Source organism: Candidatus Kuenenia sp. (assembly GCF_027493735.1).
Taxonomy (GTDB): Bacteria; Planctomycetota; Brocadiia; order Brocadiales; family Brocadiaceae; genus Kuenenia; species Kuenenia stuttgartiensis_A.
Window position 1 is genome coordinate 99,159 of the sequence record NZ_JAOSKF010000003.1, and the last position, 18,869, is coordinate 118,027.

An 18,869-nucleotide genomic window follows, 5' to 3' on the forward strand; every position below is an offset into this window, starting at 1 on the left:
CTTTGTAACATTTTAGTCCTTTTCAAAAAACTATAGTGTCGCAAAAGATTAAACCTCCTAAACATTGAATTACTAAAGGCAGACAAGTCTGTCTTTGAATATCAAAAATTTTTTAGATATCTATATTTAATAATATGCATGCGGCGTCTCTGGCTGCCTTGACAGGCCATGCCTGTCCATAGTTTTGACTGGCAACAATTGCTCCTTCTATCAAAACATAAACCATATCCACATCCTTCTTAATATTAATATTATTATAACGCTTATCAGAAGCCTTTAATCGAGATAACATTTGTTTTAAATATAACCTTAAGTCGTCCTTATGTTTTACTACCTCTGTCCTGATCTTGCTGTTAAGAGAAGGTACCTCGGATGCAATATTTAAAAACGCACACCCCCTGAAATTGCATTTTGTCATCCACTCACTTAAAAATCCAAATACCCCTTTGATACGGTCTTCAATAGATGTATGTTTTTCAACGCTGCTTCTTAACCAACCCATCCAGACAACATGACGCACCTGCAAATACGAGACGCAAAGATTTTCTTTTGAGGAAAAATGGTGGTAAAACGTTGCCTTTGCAACCTGCGACTCAGCAATTATCTGGTTAATGCCAGTGGCAATATACCCCTGCTCATAAAATAACCGCAATGCGGTTTCTATTATTCTGTCTCTTGGAGAATTCTCAGCTTTATTATCCATAATTCAACATATACCAGACAGACTTGTCTGTCAAGGGTAAAGATGAAATATCCATGAGCTTATGGCACAAAAAATATTAAAGCGGGGGGGATATCACGGGAAAGGTAAAATTCTATACGTTGAGGGAATGTATTGCTTGCATGCCTTTTTCCAAAGCTTGCTGGTTGATAGCCAGTAAATCCTTTTTTCTTCCACACAATGAGATATTTAGCTGGCCTAGAATGCTCTCGGCAGTAAATAATTTTTTTACCTCCAAATAAGCGCCCAGCATAACAATGTTGGCAACTAACACATTTCCCAGTTTACTGGCAATTTCCGTTGCCGGTATGGGATATATTTTCACATCGGGAAATGAATCAAATTTAACCATAGAAGAGTTTAAAAGCAACAAACCGCCGTGCGTTATCAAGTCTTTATATTTTTGATAAGAAGGCTGGTTCATGACGATCAGTGTGTCAGCTTCTTCTATGAGCGGGGAAAATATTTCTTCGCTGGAAATAACGAGGTGATACACCGCGGTGCCGCCTCTTACCTCGGTGCCATAGGAAGGAAAATATGTTACGTAAAGGGAGTCCGCTATTGCAGTCTGTGCAAGCAATTTCCCCAGCAGCATCATGCCTTGTCCGCCAAAACCCGCCAAGATAATCTTTTCCGTCATTCTGCTTCTTTACTCCCAATCCTTTACAATACCGAGGGGAAAGGTACCGGTCATTGTTTCATCAATATGCTTCATAGATTCGTTTGCGCCCATTCTCCAGTATATCGGGCAGGGGGACAATATCTCTATCAAAGAAAAACCTCTCTTTTCCTTTTGTGTTTTAAATCCTTTTTCAATTGCTTTTTTCGTTTTCCGGATGTTTTCAGGAGACGAAAGGCTTACTCTTTCAATATAGCTGCTGCCCTCAAGGACAGACAATAATTCACAGATACGAATAGGATATCCATCGTTCGAAGGATTTCTGCCTTTAGGCGTCGTGGCGCTTTTCTGTCCTATCAAGGTTGTCGGCGCCATCTGGCCGTTTGTCATGCCATAGATGGCATTGTTGACGAAAATAAACGTAATATGCTCTCCCCTGTTTGCCGCATGAATAATTTCAGCCATACCAATTGCCGCTAAATCACCATCTCCCTGATAGGCAAATACAAAATGATCCGGGTGTACCCTCTTGATACCGGTGGCGACTGCAGGCGGTCTGCCGTGTGCGGCTTCGCACATGTCAATATCAAGATAATTATACGCAAGAACGGCGCACCCAACGGGGGCAAGTCCGATGGTTTTGCCACGAATGCCCCACGCATAAATAATTTCGGCAATAAGTCTTAGCACAATTCCGTGTCCACAGCCGGGACAGAAATGTGTTGGTGTGTCTATGAAAGTTTCCGGTTTTTCGTAAATAGCCTGCATATTATTTCACCCCGGCAAATGGTAAAGGTGTCTTTGCCGCCATGTTTTTCGGCAGTATTTCCACTATTTTATTTATTATTTCCAGAGAAGTAGGTACGCCGCCGCCTGTTCTGCCATAAAAGTGGACAGGACATCTTCCTTCAACCGCAAGCCTAACGTCTTCCACCATCTGGCCGGCGCTCATTTCAACGGTTAACAGGCATTTTACCCGTTCAGATATTTTTCTTATATATTCACCCGGAAAGGGCCACAATGTTATCGGGCGTATTAGTCCGACCCGGAATTCAAACTGGGCACTTTTTCTCATGGCTTCCTTACAAATACGCGCAGAGGTGCCGTAAGCCACTAATACAACGTCCGCCTCGTCAATATTCACGGCTTCATACCGTACCTCATTTTTCTCGATTTCCTTATACTTGTTCTGCAACTTGGCGTTAAATACCTCTAATTCCCCTTTGACGGAATAAAATGATTTTATTATTCTCCTGCTGCGGTTATCAGCGCCGGTCAGCGCCCAATCTTTTAACGGCAGATTTTCCCTGAATTCCTTTTTAAATTCGACCGGCTCCATCAGTTGCCCTATCTGTGCGTCTCCCAGGATCAAAACAGGGTTGCAATACCTATCCGCCAAATCAAATGCATCATAAACAAGGTCTGCCATTTCCTGGACAGAACTAGGCGCAAGCACTATTAACCGATAATCGCCATGTCCGCCGCCTTTGACCGACTGAAAATAGTCCGCCTGCGAAGCGGAGATATCGCCTAAACCAGGCCCTCCGCGCTGAATATTGACGATAACACAGGGGAGCTCGCTTCCCGCAAGGTAGGATATGCCTTCCTGCTTCAGGCTTATTCCGGGGCTGGACGAAGAAGTCATAGCGCGGCCTCCGGCGGCTGCACTGCCATGCACCATACTTATGGCGGCAATTTCACTCTCCGCCTGAATGAATGTGCCTTTTACCTGAGGCATTCTCACGGACATATAATTAATCAGCTCATTTTGAGGCGTAATGGGATACCCATAATAGTATCGGCAGCCTGCATAAACTGCCGACTCTGCGGCAGCTTCATTGCCCGTTAGTAATTGTTTCATAATACGCAGTATCTAAAAAGTTGCATGAATTAAACAGCATCAGTTATAAATTTCTATTGCAACATCAGGACACATTATGGCACATTTTTTACAACCGTCGCATTTTCCCCCTTCTTTAAATCTTACGGGGTACAGTCCCTGATCATTCAGTGTTTCCGAAATAACCAGAGAATTATGATGGCATACGGGAACGCATAAAAGGCATCCCTTGCAATAATTTTCCTTTATCTTAATTACGGCCATAATTCGGAGGTCCTCCCCAGTTTAATTTTTCACGCAAAACACCGTAAAAAGTCCTTTCTCCGGTATCAACCATTTGTATTTCAATATCTGACCGTTCGACCATCACCTTATCTCCACCTTCCAATTCGGTATATATTTGCCCGTCAACGGTCATGCCGATGCTTGGAGATTGCGACAGCGGTTCGATTTCAATCTTCGTATTGCCGGAAACCACCAATGGTCTGTTTGTGAGCGTATGGGGACAAACGGGCACTATAATAAACGCGTTCAAATCCGGTGTTACTAAAGGTCCCCCGGCAGATAAGGAGTGTGCCGTTGATCCTAAAGGCGTTGATATAATCAGTCCATCAGCCCTGTATGTTGCAACGTCTTCGCCATCGATAAGCAATCGTATGGAAATTAATCTCGATAAAGAAGACCGGGAGATGACGACGTCATTTACGCCTATTGACTCACAAATAACCTTGTCCCTCCGTTGAATGCGGCAATGAAGAAGCATTCTTTTGCGTATCGAATACTTTCCGGAAAAGATTTTTTCCATAGACTTGCAAACTTCCCGTTCCGTGATTTCTGCCAGGAAACCGAACCGCCCCATGTGTACGCCAATAATGGGTATCTGATTCCCGGACAGTTTTCTGCAGGTGGACAAAATAGCGCCGTCGCCGCCAAACACCACGGCCATTTCATATATGCCTTCAGGGATTTCGTCCTGAGACAAATCGACAATCGCTGTTTCGACATATTTATTAAGCCATGGCTTTAAGCCCGACACCATATCATGTATTTTTTTCTTTGTAAAATTTCCTAGCACGAGGATTTTTTTCATTATTCACCCTAAGCTGGCACAGCCAGAACCAAACAAGCACGAAAACAGTCCTCAGTCCTCAATCTGCAATCTACCGACTGTAGCTTGTAGACTGCCGAAGCTACTAAACGGCTAAATGCCGCTTACCTGTATTTGCGAATGAGCCTTTTATTTCCGTTAGATCGAGAGATGCAATAAATGTATCTGCAATACCGTCAGCATCCAAACCAAGATTTTTCAATATAACCTCTCTTGGCCCATGTTCCATAAATCTGTCAGGAATACCCATCCTTACAATTTTGCCCGCATCCTCTTTTTCATCAGAAACCATCTCAAGCACGGCGGAGCCGAAACCTCCCGCAAGCGCATGGTCTTCAACAGTAAGAATCAGTTTGTGTTTTCTTACTAATGACAAAATAAGTTTTTTATCAAGGGGTTTTGCATATCTGGCATTTACTACCGTGGCTTCGACGCCTTTTCCCGACAATTGTTCCGCCGCCTGCAGGCATCTTTGTACCATACAACCATACGCCAGAAGCACGCCGTCTTTGCCTTCTCTTAGAATCTCAGCCTCTCCAATCCCAAACGGCTTGCATTCCAAATCGATTTTTTCATCGGGTATATTTTCTTTTGGATAGCGAATTGCAATTATCTCATCAGAATCGATGGCAATCTTTAGCATTGCCCTTAGTTCGCTTCCGTCTTTAGGGGACATCAATACAATGCCGGGCAAATTGCGGAGATACGCTATATCAAACACGCCGTTATGGGTAGGGCCATCATTGCCAACCACCCCGGATCTGTCCATGACAAAAACTACTGGATTTTTTTGTAAACAAATATCATGGAAGACCTGGTCATATGCCCTCTGCAAAAATGTGGAATATATTGCCACCACAGGCTTCAATTTTTCGGTTGAAAGACCGTTTGCAAGTCCAACGGCATGTTGTTCACAAATACCCACGTCAAAATATCTGTCCGGGAATTTTTCCCCAAAGGAAATCATACCCGTGCCGTCCGGCATAGCCGCAGTAATGCCTACGATAGAAGGATTCGTTTTTGAGAATTCCACCAGCGCATCGCTAAAAACTTTTGTGTAAGAAATTTTCCCTGCATCCTGTACCTCTTTCTCTATTTTGCCTTCAGAAAGCTTAAATTTCCCGGAGCTGTGGAATTGCGTGGGGTTTTGGTATGCAGGTTCAAAACCACGCCCCTTTTCTGTTATCACATGCAGCAACACAGGGCCGTTTAAATGCTTAATATCATTTATTGTTTCTGTTAATACCTTAAAATCGTGCCCGTCAATCGGCCCGAAATAATTGAATCCGAGGTCTTCAAAAATACGCCCCGGAGTAGCACCGATTTTTACCAATTCAACAAGATGTTCCAGTGTTTTCTCCATAGGCTTCCCAAGCACCGGCAATATTTTTATCAAACCGCGTAACTCTTTTCTTATATCCGCATAAATCGGCATTGTTCGTATTTTGTTCAAATATTTCGAAACTGCCCCTACGGTGTTGGAAATAGACATCTCATTATCATTTAAGACAACAAGTAGATTTTTCTTAATATCGCCTGCATGGTTTAATGCTTCCAGAGACATACCAGCCCCTATGCCGCCATCTCCCACCACCACCACAATGGATCGTTTGTATCCGATAATCTCATCTGCACATGACAATCCCAGGGCGGAAGATATCGCATCACCGCTATGGCCGCATGTGAAAGGATCATATACGCTTTCATTTTTATCCGGAAAGCCGCTGAGTCCTTTATATTGGCGCAGTATGGAGAAATGTGTTTTCCTGCCGGTAAGTATCTTGTGGACATACGCCTGATGGCCAACGTCCCAGACAATTCTGTCTTTCCTGAAATCGAAACAATAATGGAGCGCCATCGTCAATTCCACCACTCCGAGGTTTGAGGAAAGATGTCCGGGATTTTTTGATATGACGTCCACAATAAAGGAACGGATTTCACTTGCCAGTTTGGGCAAATCTTCCGGGTTTAACTTTTTCAGGTCTTCCGGAAATTCAACGGAGTCTAAGATATTATTCATTTGTCTCTTTGGTATTGTTTATTGTTAAAAATCTCTCTACACATATTATTTTTTTACGGTGCGTTATTCGTGTCATTCGTACTGTTATCAATAAAATCTCTGGTGCTGAAAGAGCCATTTTCATCCTTTACCAATATCTGGATTTTTTTTTCTGCCTCGTCCAGCATAGAAACACACTTTTTGTACAATTTTATGCCATTTTCATATTCAGATAACGTTTCATCGAGGGGCATATCTCCCTTCTCCAGTTTATCAACAATTTTTTCAAGTCCCTTTAACGCCTCCTCAAATTTTACTTTTGCCATATACTACAATGCCCATCATCAATCAGAAATTTTTGCTTATATATACGCTTATTTTAACGTTCTTACCTCTCCTACCAATATATTTCAGGCAATCCCGCTTACCCTTCAATTTCAATTATCGAGGAAACAAAACTGCCATCATATAATCTGGTTCTTACCTTTGTACCGGACGACAGTTCCTTGCAGGATTTTACAGGGATATCATTCTGCAGGACAGTGGTAATTGAATATCCTCTTTGCAGCACCTTTAGCGGGCTTACGCTCTCCAGTCTGTTTGCAAGTCCTTTCAACTGCTCCTTTTCCATTTTCAAGGTATGACCGCACAACATAACCAACCTTTGCATATTCTCGTCCAGTACCTGTTGTAATCTATGTATCCTGTCAAACGGCCTCTTAAAGGGAAAGCTATGTTCCGCTCGTAACAAACGACTTCGATCTGTTTTTATTTTATTATAGAGTGATTGTATAAGTCTAGCTTTAATTTTTTCCAAAGCATCTGTTAACTGATCATAGCAGGGAACTACCAGTTCAGCAGCCTCTGTCGGGGTCAACGCCCTTATGTCTGCGACCAGGTCAGAAATAGTGACATCAATTTCATGCCCTACTGCGGAAATGACGGGTATCTTTGAGGTAAAAATGCTTCTGGCAACAACCTCTTCATTAAACGCCCATAAATCTTCCAGGCTCCCTCCGCCTCTACCCACAATAATCACATCAATCCCGGCAATAGTATTCAGGTTATCAATGGCATTGGCAATTTCCCGGGCAGCGCCCTCGCCCTGAACCCTCACTGGATAAATGAGGATTTCCATCTTCGCAAACCTTCTGTTGATGACATTCAGGATATCCTTTATTGCCGCACCGGTAAGGGATGTTACGATGGCAATCTTTTGGGGAAGCAACGGAAGGGGTTTCTTGTAGCATGGGTCAAATAAACCCTCCTTCCCCAATCGTTCTTTCAGTTTCAAAAATGCCTGTTGAAGTGCACCAAATCCTTTTGGCTCGATGTTTTCAATGATTATTTGATATTGTCCGCGGGGCTCGTAAACAGTGATAGAACCAAAGGCCAGGACTTCCATTCCGTCCTTTAAGTCAAATTTTATCCAGTTGGCGACGGATTTAAATATGACCGCCTGAATCTGCGCATGTTCATCTTTCAGCGTCAAATACAAGTGGCCGGAGGATGGTTTTTTTAAATTGGACACCTCTCCGGTAATCCATACGTGGGAAAACCCCTGTTCCAGCGAGTTCCGTATCTTACCGGTAATCCCGGAAATGGTCAGTATTCTCTTTTGACTCCTTACCGCATCTGATATAAGAGGAAACAGATTATTCATTGCTGCTCAACTTGCTTCTTTTTCTTTCACTTCGATTCTCATTATGCTTTCGGCCCTTCCTGTTTGGCTGTCCACAACAATCTTTACACCATTCATCCGCACATCATTCTCTGCCACTTCGAACCGCGTGGGCATTTGCGTCATAATCGCCTTTAGCACGCAATCGGATTTTCTGCCCAATATGGATTCATGAGGGCCCGTCATGCCTATATCGGTTATATAAGCAGTTCCCTTTGGCAATATCTTTTCATCTGCAGTCATTACGTGTGTATGGGTACCGACAACTGCACTGACTCTACCGTCCAGGAACAAACCCATTGCTATTTTTTCGGAGGTCGCTTCCGCATGCATATCAACAAAAATCATCGACGTTTCATTAGAAAGCACCCCCAAAATCTTCTCCACTCCCCTGAAAGGACAATCTATGGGCTTCATGAATACCCTGCCAAGCAGGTTAACCACTCCAATGGGATATCCCAGCTTTGACGTTGCAACCACAAAGCCCTTTCCAATGGCATACGGAGAATAATTAAGCGGCCGTATAATATTTTTATGTATTTCCAGGACGTGAACCTTTTCCTTTTTATCCCACACATGGTCGCCCATAGTGATGACATCCACGCCGTAAGAAAATAATTCTTTTGTGATTTGATCTGTAATGCCGGCCCCCGCTGCCGCATTTTCTCCGTTTGCAATACAAAAATGTATCTCTTCCTTCTCCATAAAAGATTTCAGTTTGTTTTTTATTATCGTGCGTCCCGGACTACCCACAATATCGCCTAAAATAAGGACGTTAACCTTCATGTCGTCTTCTTTCTTTGTAAGCGTTTAAATTTTTGCATTAAACCTCTTTCAACGTCCGGAGGGACAAATTTGCTTACGTTTCCGCCCAGACTGGCCGTTTCTTTAATCAGGGCGGAGTTTAGAAATAAATATTGTTCACTTGCCATTACAAATACTGTTTCTGCATTTTTATCGAATACCCTGTTTGTTAATGCCCGGTTCCGTTCATATTCAAAATCAGATGCCGTGCGTATGCCACGCAGTATAATATTTGTTCCTCTTTTTGCCAGATGATCCACCAGCATACCTTCAAAGCAATCTACTTCAACGTTTTTAAAATCCTTAACATTGTGCCTGATCATCTCCATTCTTTCTTCTACAGAAAACAACGCTTGTTTTAACGGATTACATCCAACAGAGACAATTAGTCCGCTAAAAATAACACTTCCCCGCCGGATAACATCAAGATGTCCATTTGTAACAGGATCAAACATCCCCGGATAAACTGCTGTTCTCATAGATTGCACCCTGTGTATTAAAACCAAAAGCGGCTCGTGGTTTGCTGAAGACCCTTGGGGCTAATATCAAAGCGATAAGAATTATCATTTCTAATGGGGTCTAATTCAAGGGTAATGCTTCCTACCCAGTCATGAAAATAACGGGACAGCACAAAGCTTGTTTTTAAATTTTTCCGTTCCTCGCGTCTCCCCTCGCCGTCATCATCATCGGCTAGCGAGGTTTTCAGATCATATTTTTCCTTCCCCATAATACTCCATTTTTCATTAATCTGGTAATTTGCCGCAAGCATTATCATGGAACTGATATCTCTGATAAACCTATGTCCTGCAAAAAACTGCCAGTCAGGGGGATTGACCACTTCCGCGCCATAAGAAAGGACGTCAAACTGAAACTCTTCAGTATTAAATTCGTTCCTTTCGGAAACAATAGCAACGATATCGTTTAATTGGCAGCGGAAATCAAGATTAATAAAATTATCTTTTCTTACAATAATCCCGTTGATCCCCTCCGTGTAAATACCGGAATTTGTGGGAAACATATAATAATCCAGGTTAAAATCAATAAAATCCACCGTTTTTTCATGTCCCGGGTTCCCCCGTTTTGTCTGTAATTTGTTTTTCACGCCCATAACCAATATCTGAGAGGAATCCAAAGCATCGATTTCATCATACTGATACAATTCGTCCGGGTCACGAGTAACAAAAGGGCTGTAAATATAACGCAGCTCCGGTATAAATATATGGCGTAAACGATTAATCCTGAAAAAATCATTATAGACGCTATATGTCCTCCAGTGCGTAGAACTCCAGTCAAGTCCAAACGTAGGAATAAAGCGGCCTGTCACATCCCCATGTTCTTCCGCCACCCCGTCTGAAGTGTCTATACTTTCAGAATACCCGGTAGCCCTCCCCTCGACAAATGGATTAATATTAAAAATCCATGGCTTAAACGGAAAACTTACACGGGCAACACTATCAATTCTTGCCACCGGCCGGGTTTCGGTTGCTTCATTTACCGTTCCCGAATCAAAACCGGCAAGGGCAGGATGGTATTTCCGGAAATCAGCCGATTGTTCAACAGTGTTGTTAAAATACGTAATTGAGCTTTCTGAAGAAAACAACATCCGGTTGTCCAAAAGAGGCTCGCTAATGATCTGGTATTTTACCTCAGGAAGCCGTTCCGCATAATTTTTTTCCCTTAAAGAATCTACCGTTGTGTCAAATCCGTTTAATTGCTGATTTACGAGAAACGTCGCCGCCCTGTTATCCTCCGTTCTTCGAAGATAGAATACCGTTTCACGATCTTTTTCCGTCTTGAATTTCTGAGGGAAATATTCCCTCAGGAATCTTGGGTCGCTCAGATAGGAATATTCCGTATCCATGCGCACACCATACGGCAGCTCTTGCCGGTGCCTCCATAATATGCTCCCGCGATCTTCTTTGTCTATCGGTATGCGATTAATATCATACTCTCCATGGTCGTTCAGATAATATGTTTCAACCGACCCAAACAAATCCTGCCCCCGGTAACCAAAATCAAACCCTGTACCAATGCCGCGGTTCTGTAAATAGTCCAGTTTAAATATAAGGTCGCTCCACTCCTTTTGTTTTCCCCCGGCAGCCACATAGAGGTCCCAATCGGTCCGAATAAATGTGCCAAAGCGGGAAGAGCTTCCAAACGTCCAGTCTCTTAAAAGCTTTTCCTTCTTTTGAATATCAAGTGATATGTAAGGAAAATATGCCACGGGATATCGGTCGAGATAAAAAAAGTTATCTTTTGAAGAGATAATATTATGTCCTTCGCTCTGAATTAATCGGATTTTTTTCCCTTGGAAATGATAATGCGGATGCCCATACCCACATGTAGTTATTTGGCCGTTTTCGATCTCATATCGTCCTTTTCCTACATGATGTATTTCTTCCGCAGTGACATGCGCGGGCAAGTCTTTTAGCCCGGCAAATTTGTCTTTTTTGGAACGGAAAGCGGCATCCTGGCCGGAAACATCCTCCTCCTGGCCGGATTGAATAGTTGTCTTGATCTTACCGTCTAAAATAATCCCCCTGTCTTCTGCCATTTGTTCAAAGATACGATCGGCAATGAGAAAATCATTTTCACGGCGCATGGTAACGTTGCCTTCTGCATAAAGTTCGCTAAGAGGCAATGCCATGGATTGTTGTGTCACATCCGGCAAGGCACTTTTATCAAACCATAGGATAATACTATCCGCGTCAACAGTCATGTCCTCTTTTTTGATTTTTACATTCCCAAGAGCAACAACAATGCGCCTGTCACCCTCCTCCCATGAATCGATTTGATCCGCAATAATATCAATCAACTCCTCCTTTTCCCTTTGATCTTTAGTTTTTATCGACTCAGGGGTCTCCATAGATAAGAACTCTTCTTCTCCCCTAGAACGAATATCTTCTCCCCTGAGAAAAAAAGGCATTGGTTGTGCCTCTTCAAAGAACACTATTGGCAATATATCCGGATTCACCTCAATCCCTGTCAAGGTGACAAATTTCAAATATACCTGCTCAAATTTTTCGTAATTTTCTCCATGAAACACCGTTACGTTGCCTTCGCAATATACCTCAATGATTGCGTCTTCATACTGCATCGATTCCTCTTCGTGAAACCAGCAAACCACATTGTCCGCAACGATATAAAAAGGCCCCTGCGAAACACCGGCATTCTTTTCAGCAATAAAGACCCTGGTTCCTTCTTTTTTCCATGTACTTATACGTTTGGCAGAAAGAGAAAAGGGTCTGTGTGCAAGGTTGCTGCCGGAAAGCAGACTGTCTGCAAAGGCAGGAGCGCTTAATAATAAAAACAAGGCGAGAGTAAAAAGAAGGCGTGTTATTTTCATAAAAAAATGCTATTTACGAGTGAAAAAAGCCTTTATTTGCTCAATAACAAAATCTTGTTCTTCCCGGGTAATTTCAGGGAAAACAGGTAGGGACAAAACTTCGTTTGCGGCTTTTTCAGATACCGGCAAGTCGCCGGATTTATATCCTAAGTACGCAAAGCATTTCTGCAAATGAAGGGGTACCGGATAATAAATAACCGTCTCTATACCCTGTACTGAAAGATGTTCTTTCAAAAGGTCGCGTTTTGGCGTAGCTATCACATACTGATGATAAATGTGCGTATTGCCGTTCATAATTTCGGGAAGTCTTACAGGCATTCCACTTAAGTGTTCATCATAATAGGCGGCGACTGTCCGGCGCTTTTCCGACCATTCGTTTAAATGCTTCAGCTTCGTATGCAGGATGGCCGCCTGAAGGGCGTCCAGCCGGCCGTTGATTCCAACATATTCATGGTAGTATCTCGTATTCGACCCATGTACACGCAGTGCCTTAATCAAAGCCCCCATCTCATCGTCATTCGCCGTTACAAGACCGCCATCACCGTAAGCGCCCAGATTTTTCGACGGATAAAACGAAAAACAGCCTGTATCGCCCATCGTTCCCGCTTGCTTCCCCTTATAAAAAGCGCCTATTGCCTGCGCAGCATCCTCAACAACATATAATCCTTTCGTTTGCGCCATTTCAAGAATCGCATCCATTTCGGCGCATTGCCCGAACAGGTGAACGGGAAGAAGCGCCTTCGTTTTGCTACTTACCGCAGAGGCGATCTTGCGGACGTCTATGTTGTACGTTGCAGGATCGATATCGACAAACACAGGCAATGCCCCTAATCGTGCAATCGAGCCTGCCGTGGCAAAAAAAGTAAATGGCGTTGTAATAACTTCGTCGCCACTTTTAATGCCACATGCCATTAATGCCAATAATAATGCATCCGTACCGGAAGAAACCCCAATAGCGTATTTAGCGCCGCAATAATTTGCCATACTATTCTCGAACGACTCAACGTAAGGTCCGAGAATAAAAGACTGTTGTGCCAACACATCTAAAACAACAGCGTCTATTTCATTTTGAATACTTTTATACTGCCGCTTTAAATCCTGAGAGGGTATTTTCATAGATAAAATGTCCGCCGTTATCAGATAAATCCAAAAACCTTAACAATGCTAACTTATTATATTTAAATCATTTAAAACGGATTATAAACCAACGAAACTATCTTTGTCAATTAAAAAAGAATGCGATGGGTAACCGCATTAATTAGTGCCTTATCGGTAATTTCTTTGCTTTTTTTGCAAAATATTTAATTGTCCCTTCTGCGGTTGGCAATCTACAATCTACAATCTACAATCTGCAGTCGGCGGTCGGCAGTTGACCAATGGTCAATTACGAGTGACGAAAGACTAATGACCAATACGTATTAAAAACATTAGCCTTGATTTAAATTAACCATTTTTTGTAAAATTATATTACAAATCAGATTTTCCACGCCCCTATAGCTCAATTGAATAGAGCGTTGGCCTCCGGAGCCAAAGGCTGCAGGTTTGAATCCTGCTGGGGGCATTTAACTCCTAAAATGTTTCCACGTTGAGCTTTACAGTAATTATAATGAGGGGTAAGCTCCCTTTGTTCATACCGGTTTAAAAATATTTTATATCCTTATCCCTATGAAAAAACGCATAGTTCCAAAACGATACCTCATTTCTTTCGACACCCGCACACATTCTCACCTCTTTACCGATATACTTGTGGTAGGGAGCGGGGTCGCCGGCCTAAGCGCCGCCATCCAGGCGTCAAATCATAGCTCCGTGCTCATTATTACAAAAGATAAAATCGACGAGAATAATACCACCTATGCGCAAGGCGGCGTTGCCGTGGTGTTGTCCCCCGGTGATAATATCTCAAAACACAAAAAAGATACCTTGACTGCAGGGCAGGGTCTGTGCAACCCCGCGATTGTTAGCAAGATTATTTCCGAAGGTCCGAAGCGGGTACAGGAAATGATCGAATGGGGAGCGGAATTCGACAAGGAAAACGACCATTTAATCTTTACGCAGGAAGGTGGACATGGTTTTCCCCGAATAATACGCGCCCTTGGCGATTCAACGGGAAGAGAGGTGGAAAACACTCTCATACGTCGTATAAAGAAAAACAAAAACATCAAGGTATTCGAATATACATACGCAATTGACCTTATTACAGCCGACAATTTCTGCCATGGCATAGCGGTGTGGCACCCTAAAAAGGGGACCACGTTAATATGGGCAAAACAGACCATTTTAGCAACGGGAGGATGTGGCCAGGTTTACCGGGAAACGACCAACCCCGGCGTCGCCACCGGGGATGGACTGGCAATGGCATATCGCGCCGGCGCTGCCCTTCAGGACATGGAATTTGTCCAGTTTCATCCCACTACATTATATATAGCCGGTGCGGTGCGTTTTCTTATTACCGAGACGGTAAGGGGCGAAGGCGGCATACTGCTAAATAAGAACGGCGACCGGTTTATGCCAAAATACCATGAAAAAGCCGAGCTTGCGCCCAGGGACGTAGTAAGCCAAAGCATTTTGAAAGAAATGCGTGAAACAGGTAATACGCATGTATCTCTGGACATTCGCCATATCCCCAGGAAAAGACTTTTTACACGTTTCCCGAAAATTAAAGAAATTTGTGAATCTTTCGGCATTGATATCTCCAAAGACCTGATTCCGGTGCGCCCAAGCGCTCATTACATGATTGGTGGAATAAAGGTAAATCGTCTTTCTATGACCACAGTGAAGCACCTCTATGCATGCGGAGAGGCGGCGTGTACAGGCATGCATGGCGCTAACCGTTTGGGAAGCAACTCCCTGCTGGAAGGGTTGGTAATGGGAAACATTGCCGGGATAGAAGCCTGCAAATCGGCGCAAGGCATTAAGACAAATCTCACTCCATTATCAATGAATGAAACGCCGGGAGCCTCCAAAATAAGCTGGCTTGACCTTGAAGACATTGGGGATTCCCTCAAAAGTCTTATGTGGAGGAATGTGGGAATTGAGCGCAACGAAAAGCGCCTGCTCCAGGCGGAAGAAATGATAGACATGTGGTGTAAATATGTAATGGATAAGGAATTTTCAAACCCGGAAGGCTGGGAATTACAGAATATGTTGCTTGTTGCAAGTCTTATAGTGTCATCAGCATACAAACGCAGGGAATCACGCGGCGTTCATCACCGCACAGATTATCCGCAGACCGACGATATTCACTGGAAAAAACATCTGGTTTTGAAGAAATAGCAACATTTTGCCCCCCTGTTAATTTTGAAATCCGAAACAAATTCTAATGACAAAATGATTTGAAATTTTAAACAAATGCATCTTTACAACAATTTTGAGCATAAACGGGGTAAAAATGAAATTTTCAACGGAATACCTTACTTTTAATACGAAGAAACACCGGGAATTGATTAATATTACGAAAGAGGTAGAAAGGATACTCATCAGCAGCGGTATAAAGGAAGGCATGGCGCTGGTTTCCGCCATGCATATTACTGCGGGAGTTTTTATAAACGATGCAGAATCAGGGCTGCATCGGGATATTGAAGAATGGCTGCAAAAACTGGCGCCTGAAGGGCCTGATTATTTCCACCACAGAACCGGAGAATCCAATGGAGACGCACATTTAAAGAACCTCCTTGTCGGCCATCAGGTGATAGTGCCTGTAACAAAAGGAACATTGGATATGGGACCCTGGCAGCAAATATTTTACGCAGAGTTTGACGGACAACGTAACAAAAGACTGGTTATTAAAATAATGGGAGAATAAATATTTGCAATGACAATGAATAACATACAGACAAAACAGAATACATGCACCGGCGAAGAAGCTCCGTGCGTTATGGCATGCCCTATCCGGCAGGATGCGCGTGATTATGTACAGCTTATCGCCAGGGGCCTTTTTAAGGAAGCGTACCGGCTTGTCAGGGAGAGAAATACGCTTCCCGCATCATGCGGACGCATATGTACCCATCCCTGTGAAACAAAGTGCAGAAGGAACAGCACGGACAAGCCGATAGCAATCGCATGGCTCAAGCGCTTCCTCAGCGATAATTATTCCGAAAATATTTACACCAGGCCGGAGCAAACATATCCCGAAAGGATCGCAATAATTGGAGCGGGACCCGCAGGTCTTGCCGCTGCAAATGACCTGGCGCTTATGGGATACTCCTGCACGATATTTGAATCAAACCCGCATCCGGGAGGCATGCTGCGCATGGGCGTCCCCACATATCGTCTGCCAAGGAATGCCATTGACAAAGATGTTGAATTCATACGGCAACTGGGGGTCGAAATAAGATACAACACCACTTTAGGGAAGGATGTTACCTTTGACAGCCTGAAAAAGGAAGGATATGCCGCTATTTTTATAGGCGTTGGATTGCTTGACAGCCGCAATTTACCAATAGAGGGGGCGGAGTATGACGGCGTGTTGAAGGGCATATCTTTCCTGCGCGAGGTCAATGCAACAGGAACCGCTAAAATAGGGAAAAACGTGCTGGTGATCGGTGGCGGAGCCGTTGCGATGGATTGCGCCAGAACCGCCTTGAGGCTTAAAACGGAAAAGGTGTCGGTCGCATGCCTTGAATCACGCAATGAAATGCCTACCACCGATTTTGAGATTGAGGAAGCCGTTCACGAAGGCGTTATATTGTACAATTCCGTGGGGCCAAAACGCATTCTGGGAGAACACGGAAGGGCGACAGGACTTGAAACACTCAGGGTAAAATATGTTTTTGATGAACAAAAACGTTTTCATCCTGCTTTTTACGAGGGTTCGGAATCTGTCATAGAAGCCGATACCATTATCCTGGCAATAGGCCAGACGTCCAACCTCTCTTTCCTGAAAAACCAGGAAGAAATTGAGGTTTCACGAGGGGCGACAATCGTTGTTGCCCCAAATACCTTTGAGACTTCGATGCCGGGTATTTATGCAGGAGGGGACATTGTACTCGGAAGAGGCACCCTCACCGAAGGCCTGGCTCAAGGGAAAAAAGCGGCAATCTCCATTCATAATGCGCTGAGAAACGAAAAACGAAGCGATGAAAAATGGGTAGATAAACCGGAGGTGCCCAAACTGGCGGACGCAAGAGTCCCTCTCGTTAAAAAAGAACAGAAGCAGGACATGCCCATGATGTCGCTCTCAAAGAGATTGCATTCATTTGATGAGGTGGAATTGGGATTTTCTCCCGAAGTTGCCGTCAGGGAGGCCCAACGGTGTATGAATTGCGGCGCCGGCGCGTATGTGGATGAGCATTTATGTGTTGGCTGCATTACCTGCGTAAGGGTGTGTCCTTTTGATGTGCCGGAATTCAGAAACGGTGAAATAACGGCTTACATCGGCGGAGATTGCCAGTCCTGCGGTTTGTGTATTGTGGAGTGTCCCGCAAAGGCCATACGCTTTAAAACGCCGCTGGAAGATAGCGGCAGAGAGAGATTGAAGGCCCTTTTTCAGGACGTCTCGGTTCAAAAGGCAAAACCATTAATCGTCAATTTCTACTGCCAATACGGTTCGCCAGTCGTCGGCAGTGTTGAGGGCAAGAGCAATGCTGTCATAGAAAAACACGTAAAACGCATTGGCGTATTGGGGCTTGGAAAGGTGGAACCCTCCTTATATCTCAATGCGCTTGAATGGGGCGCCGACGGCGTCTTAATAACGGCATGCAAAGAAGATGAATGCCATTTTTGCGCAGAATATGAATGGATAAAAAAACGCTCGGCATATGTGTCAGGATTTTTGAGCAAAATAGGGGTGGATGCCAGGATATTTAAGACACATTTTGTTTCATCGCAGACAGACAATGCGTTTGTGGATATTGCCGTCCAAATGGTAAAAGATATTGAACAAATCAACTTAGTAAAAAGTGCGTAAACTGAAAAAAAACTTATTTACATAAAGGTGTATAAAAATGATTGTCGCTGATGCAAAACCGTTTAACGAAATAGAACAAATGCTTTCGGGATGTAAAAAGGTATACGTTGTCGGGTGTGGTTCATGCGTTACCATCTGCCACACCGGCGGCGAAAAACAGGTAACGGAACTTGCCGCAAAAATCCGGCTTGCCTCAAAGTTAAAAGGGAAACCCGTTGAGGTGGTAGAGGGTTCGGTACTTCGGCAGTGTGAATGGGAATTTATAGAAGAAACAAAAAATGTGGTTGAGGATTGCGATGCCGTTTTATCCATTGCCTGCGGTATAGGCGTGCAATATATGGCGGAACGGTTTCCAAACGCAAAGGTATTTCCCGGACTAAATACAACATTTATGGGAGCGCCTACGGAGCAGGGGGTTTTCTGGGAACGCTGCGCCGGCTGTGGTGATTGTATTATTAGTACCACCGGCGGACTTTGCCCGGTAAGCCGGTGTGCAAAGAGTTTGCTAAACGGTCCGTGCGGCGGCTCACAAAATGGGAAGTGCGAGGTTTCGGAAGAAACACCATGCGTTTGGAATCAGATATATGACCGGCTTGATGCACAACAATTATTGTCAACAATGGAAAACATTGTCCCTCCAAAAGACTGGCGCACCGGCGCAGAAAACCATCCAAGAAAAATGGTGCTGGAACACCTGGTTATGAAAAAGGAAAAAAACGAAACAAGGTAGTTTTTTCGTAATGGGTTCAGCCCCCGGCGGGTTAATTGCAAGCACATGTGATTTTAAAGAATATGTAGAGACGTATTGCATGCGTCTCTACAAAAATATTGAAATTCCTAAGCTGA

General features: G+C 43.7%; 17 protein-coding genes and 1 tRNA gene. 5 read left to right on the forward strand and 13 right to left on the reverse strand.

Going from position 1 to position 18,869, the window contains the following annotated elements; translation table 11 throughout:
* Positions 1–112 precede the first annotated feature (112 nt).
* From M5U24_RS03160 to M5U24_RS03220, 13 genes are all read right to left on the reverse strand, one after another.
* A complete protein-coding gene (locus M5U24_RS03160; protein ID WP_099325268.1) occupies positions 113–703 on the reverse strand; it encodes a TetR/AcrR family transcriptional regulator in 591 nt (196 codons plus the stop codon).
* Positions 704–815: 112 nt separating this feature from the next.
* Positions 816–1,361 carry a 2-oxoacid:acceptor oxidoreductase family protein gene (locus M5U24_RS03165; RefSeq protein WP_099325267.1) on the reverse strand — a complete coding sequence of 182 codons (546 nt, stop codon included), beginning with the start codon at positions 1,359–1,361 and terminating at the stop codon, positions 816–818.
* A 9-nt stretch (positions 1,362–1,370) separates the two neighbouring features.
* Positions 1,371–2,108, reverse strand: a complete 738-nt coding sequence (locus tag M5U24_RS03170; protein WP_099325266.1) for a thiamine pyrophosphate-dependent enzyme — start codon at positions 2,106–2,108, stop codon at positions 1,371–1,373.
* Between the two features lies 1 nt (position 2,109).
* Positions 2,110–3,201: a 3-methyl-2-oxobutanoate dehydrogenase subunit VorB gene (locus tag M5U24_RS03175; protein ID WP_205713348.1), complete on the reverse strand. Its 1,092-nt coding sequence runs from the start codon at positions 3,199–3,201 to the stop codon at positions 2,110–2,112.
* Between the two features lie 39 nt (positions 3,202–3,240).
* Positions 3,241–3,444, reverse strand: coding sequence for a 4Fe-4S dicluster domain-containing protein (locus M5U24_RS03180; RefSeq protein WP_099325264.1), 204 nt, complete (start codon positions 3,442–3,444; stop codon positions 3,241–3,243).
* Positions 3,431–4,270 carry an NAD(+)/NADH kinase gene (locus M5U24_RS03185; RefSeq protein ID WP_099325263.1) on the reverse strand — a complete coding sequence of 280 codons (840 nt, stop codon included), beginning with the start codon at positions 4,268–4,270 and terminating at the stop codon, positions 3,431–3,433. The genes M5U24_RS03180 and M5U24_RS03185 overlap by 14 nt, the downstream gene beginning before the upstream one ends.
* 103 nt (positions 4,271–4,373) lie before the next feature.
* Positions 4,374–6,308 (reverse strand): 1-deoxy-D-xylulose-5-phosphate synthase, encoded by a 1,935-nt coding sequence (dxs, locus tag M5U24_RS03190; protein ID WP_099325262.1) that lies wholly within the window; start codon positions 6,306–6,308, stop codon positions 4,374–4,376.
* Positions 6,309–6,361: 53 nt separating this feature from the next.
* Positions 6,362–6,613 (reverse strand): exodeoxyribonuclease VII small subunit, encoded by a 252-nt coding sequence (locus M5U24_RS03195; protein WP_099325261.1) that lies wholly within the window; start codon positions 6,611–6,613, stop codon positions 6,362–6,364.
* A 98-nt stretch (positions 6,614–6,711) separates the two neighbouring features.
* Complete coding sequence (gene xseA, locus M5U24_RS03200; RefSeq protein ID WP_099325260.1) at positions 6,712–7,950, reverse strand: exodeoxyribonuclease VII large subunit; 1,239 nt, start codon at positions 7,948–7,950, stop codon at positions 6,712–6,714.
* A gap of 6 nt (positions 7,951–7,956) precedes the next feature.
* Positions 7,957–8,754 (reverse strand): TIGR00282 family metallophosphoesterase, encoded by a 798-nt coding sequence (locus M5U24_RS03205; RefSeq protein WP_099325259.1) that lies wholly within the window; start codon positions 8,752–8,754, stop codon positions 7,957–7,959.
* The gene (gene coaD, locus M5U24_RS03210; RefSeq protein WP_099325258.1) at positions 8,751–9,251 is read right to left on the reverse strand and encodes a pantetheine-phosphate adenylyltransferase; all 501 of its coding nucleotides are present in this window, start codon (positions 9,249–9,251) and stop codon (positions 8,751–8,753) included. The genes M5U24_RS03205 and coaD overlap by 4 nt, the downstream gene beginning before the upstream one ends.
* A 17-nt stretch (positions 9,252–9,268) precedes the next feature.
* Positions 9,269–12,118, reverse strand: coding sequence for an LPS assembly protein LptD (gene lptD / locus M5U24_RS03215; protein ID WP_164994304.1), 2,850 nt, complete (start codon positions 12,116–12,118; stop codon positions 9,269–9,271).
* Positions 12,119–12,127: 9 nt separating this feature from the next.
* Complete coding sequence (locus tag M5U24_RS03220; RefSeq protein WP_164994305.1) at positions 12,128–13,234, reverse strand: DegT/DnrJ/EryC1/StrS family aminotransferase; 1,107 nt, start codon at positions 13,232–13,234, stop codon at positions 12,128–12,130.
* 371 nt (positions 13,235–13,605) lie between these two features.
* Here M5U24_RS03220 and M5U24_RS03225 point away from each other — a divergent pair.
* From M5U24_RS03225 to M5U24_RS03245, 5 genes are all read left to right on the forward strand, one after another.
* Positions 13,606–13,679: transfer RNA gene (locus tag M5U24_RS03225), tRNA-Arg, on the forward strand.
* 104 nt (positions 13,680–13,783) lie between these two features.
* Positions 13,784–15,391, forward strand: coding sequence for an L-aspartate oxidase (nadB, locus tag M5U24_RS03230; protein WP_164994306.1), 1,608 nt, complete (start codon positions 13,784–13,786; stop codon positions 15,389–15,391).
* Between the two features lie 115 nt (positions 15,392–15,506).
* The gene (locus tag M5U24_RS03235) at positions 15,507–15,920 is read left to right on the forward strand and encodes a secondary thiamine-phosphate synthase enzyme YjbQ (protein WP_169703414.1); all 414 of its coding nucleotides are present in this window, start codon (positions 15,507–15,509) and stop codon (positions 15,918–15,920) included.
* A 9-nt stretch (positions 15,921–15,929) separates the two neighbouring features.
* Positions 15,930–18,023, forward strand: a complete 2,094-nt coding sequence (locus tag M5U24_RS03240; protein ID WP_295099978.1) for an FAD-dependent oxidoreductase — start codon at positions 15,930–15,932, stop codon at positions 18,021–18,023.
* A 37-nt stretch (positions 18,024–18,060) separates the two neighbouring features.
* Complete coding sequence (locus tag M5U24_RS03245; RefSeq protein ID WP_169703412.1) at positions 18,061–18,753, forward strand: methylenetetrahydrofolate reductase C-terminal domain-containing protein; 693 nt, start codon at positions 18,061–18,063, stop codon at positions 18,751–18,753.
* Positions 18,754–18,869 lie beyond the last annotated feature (116 nt).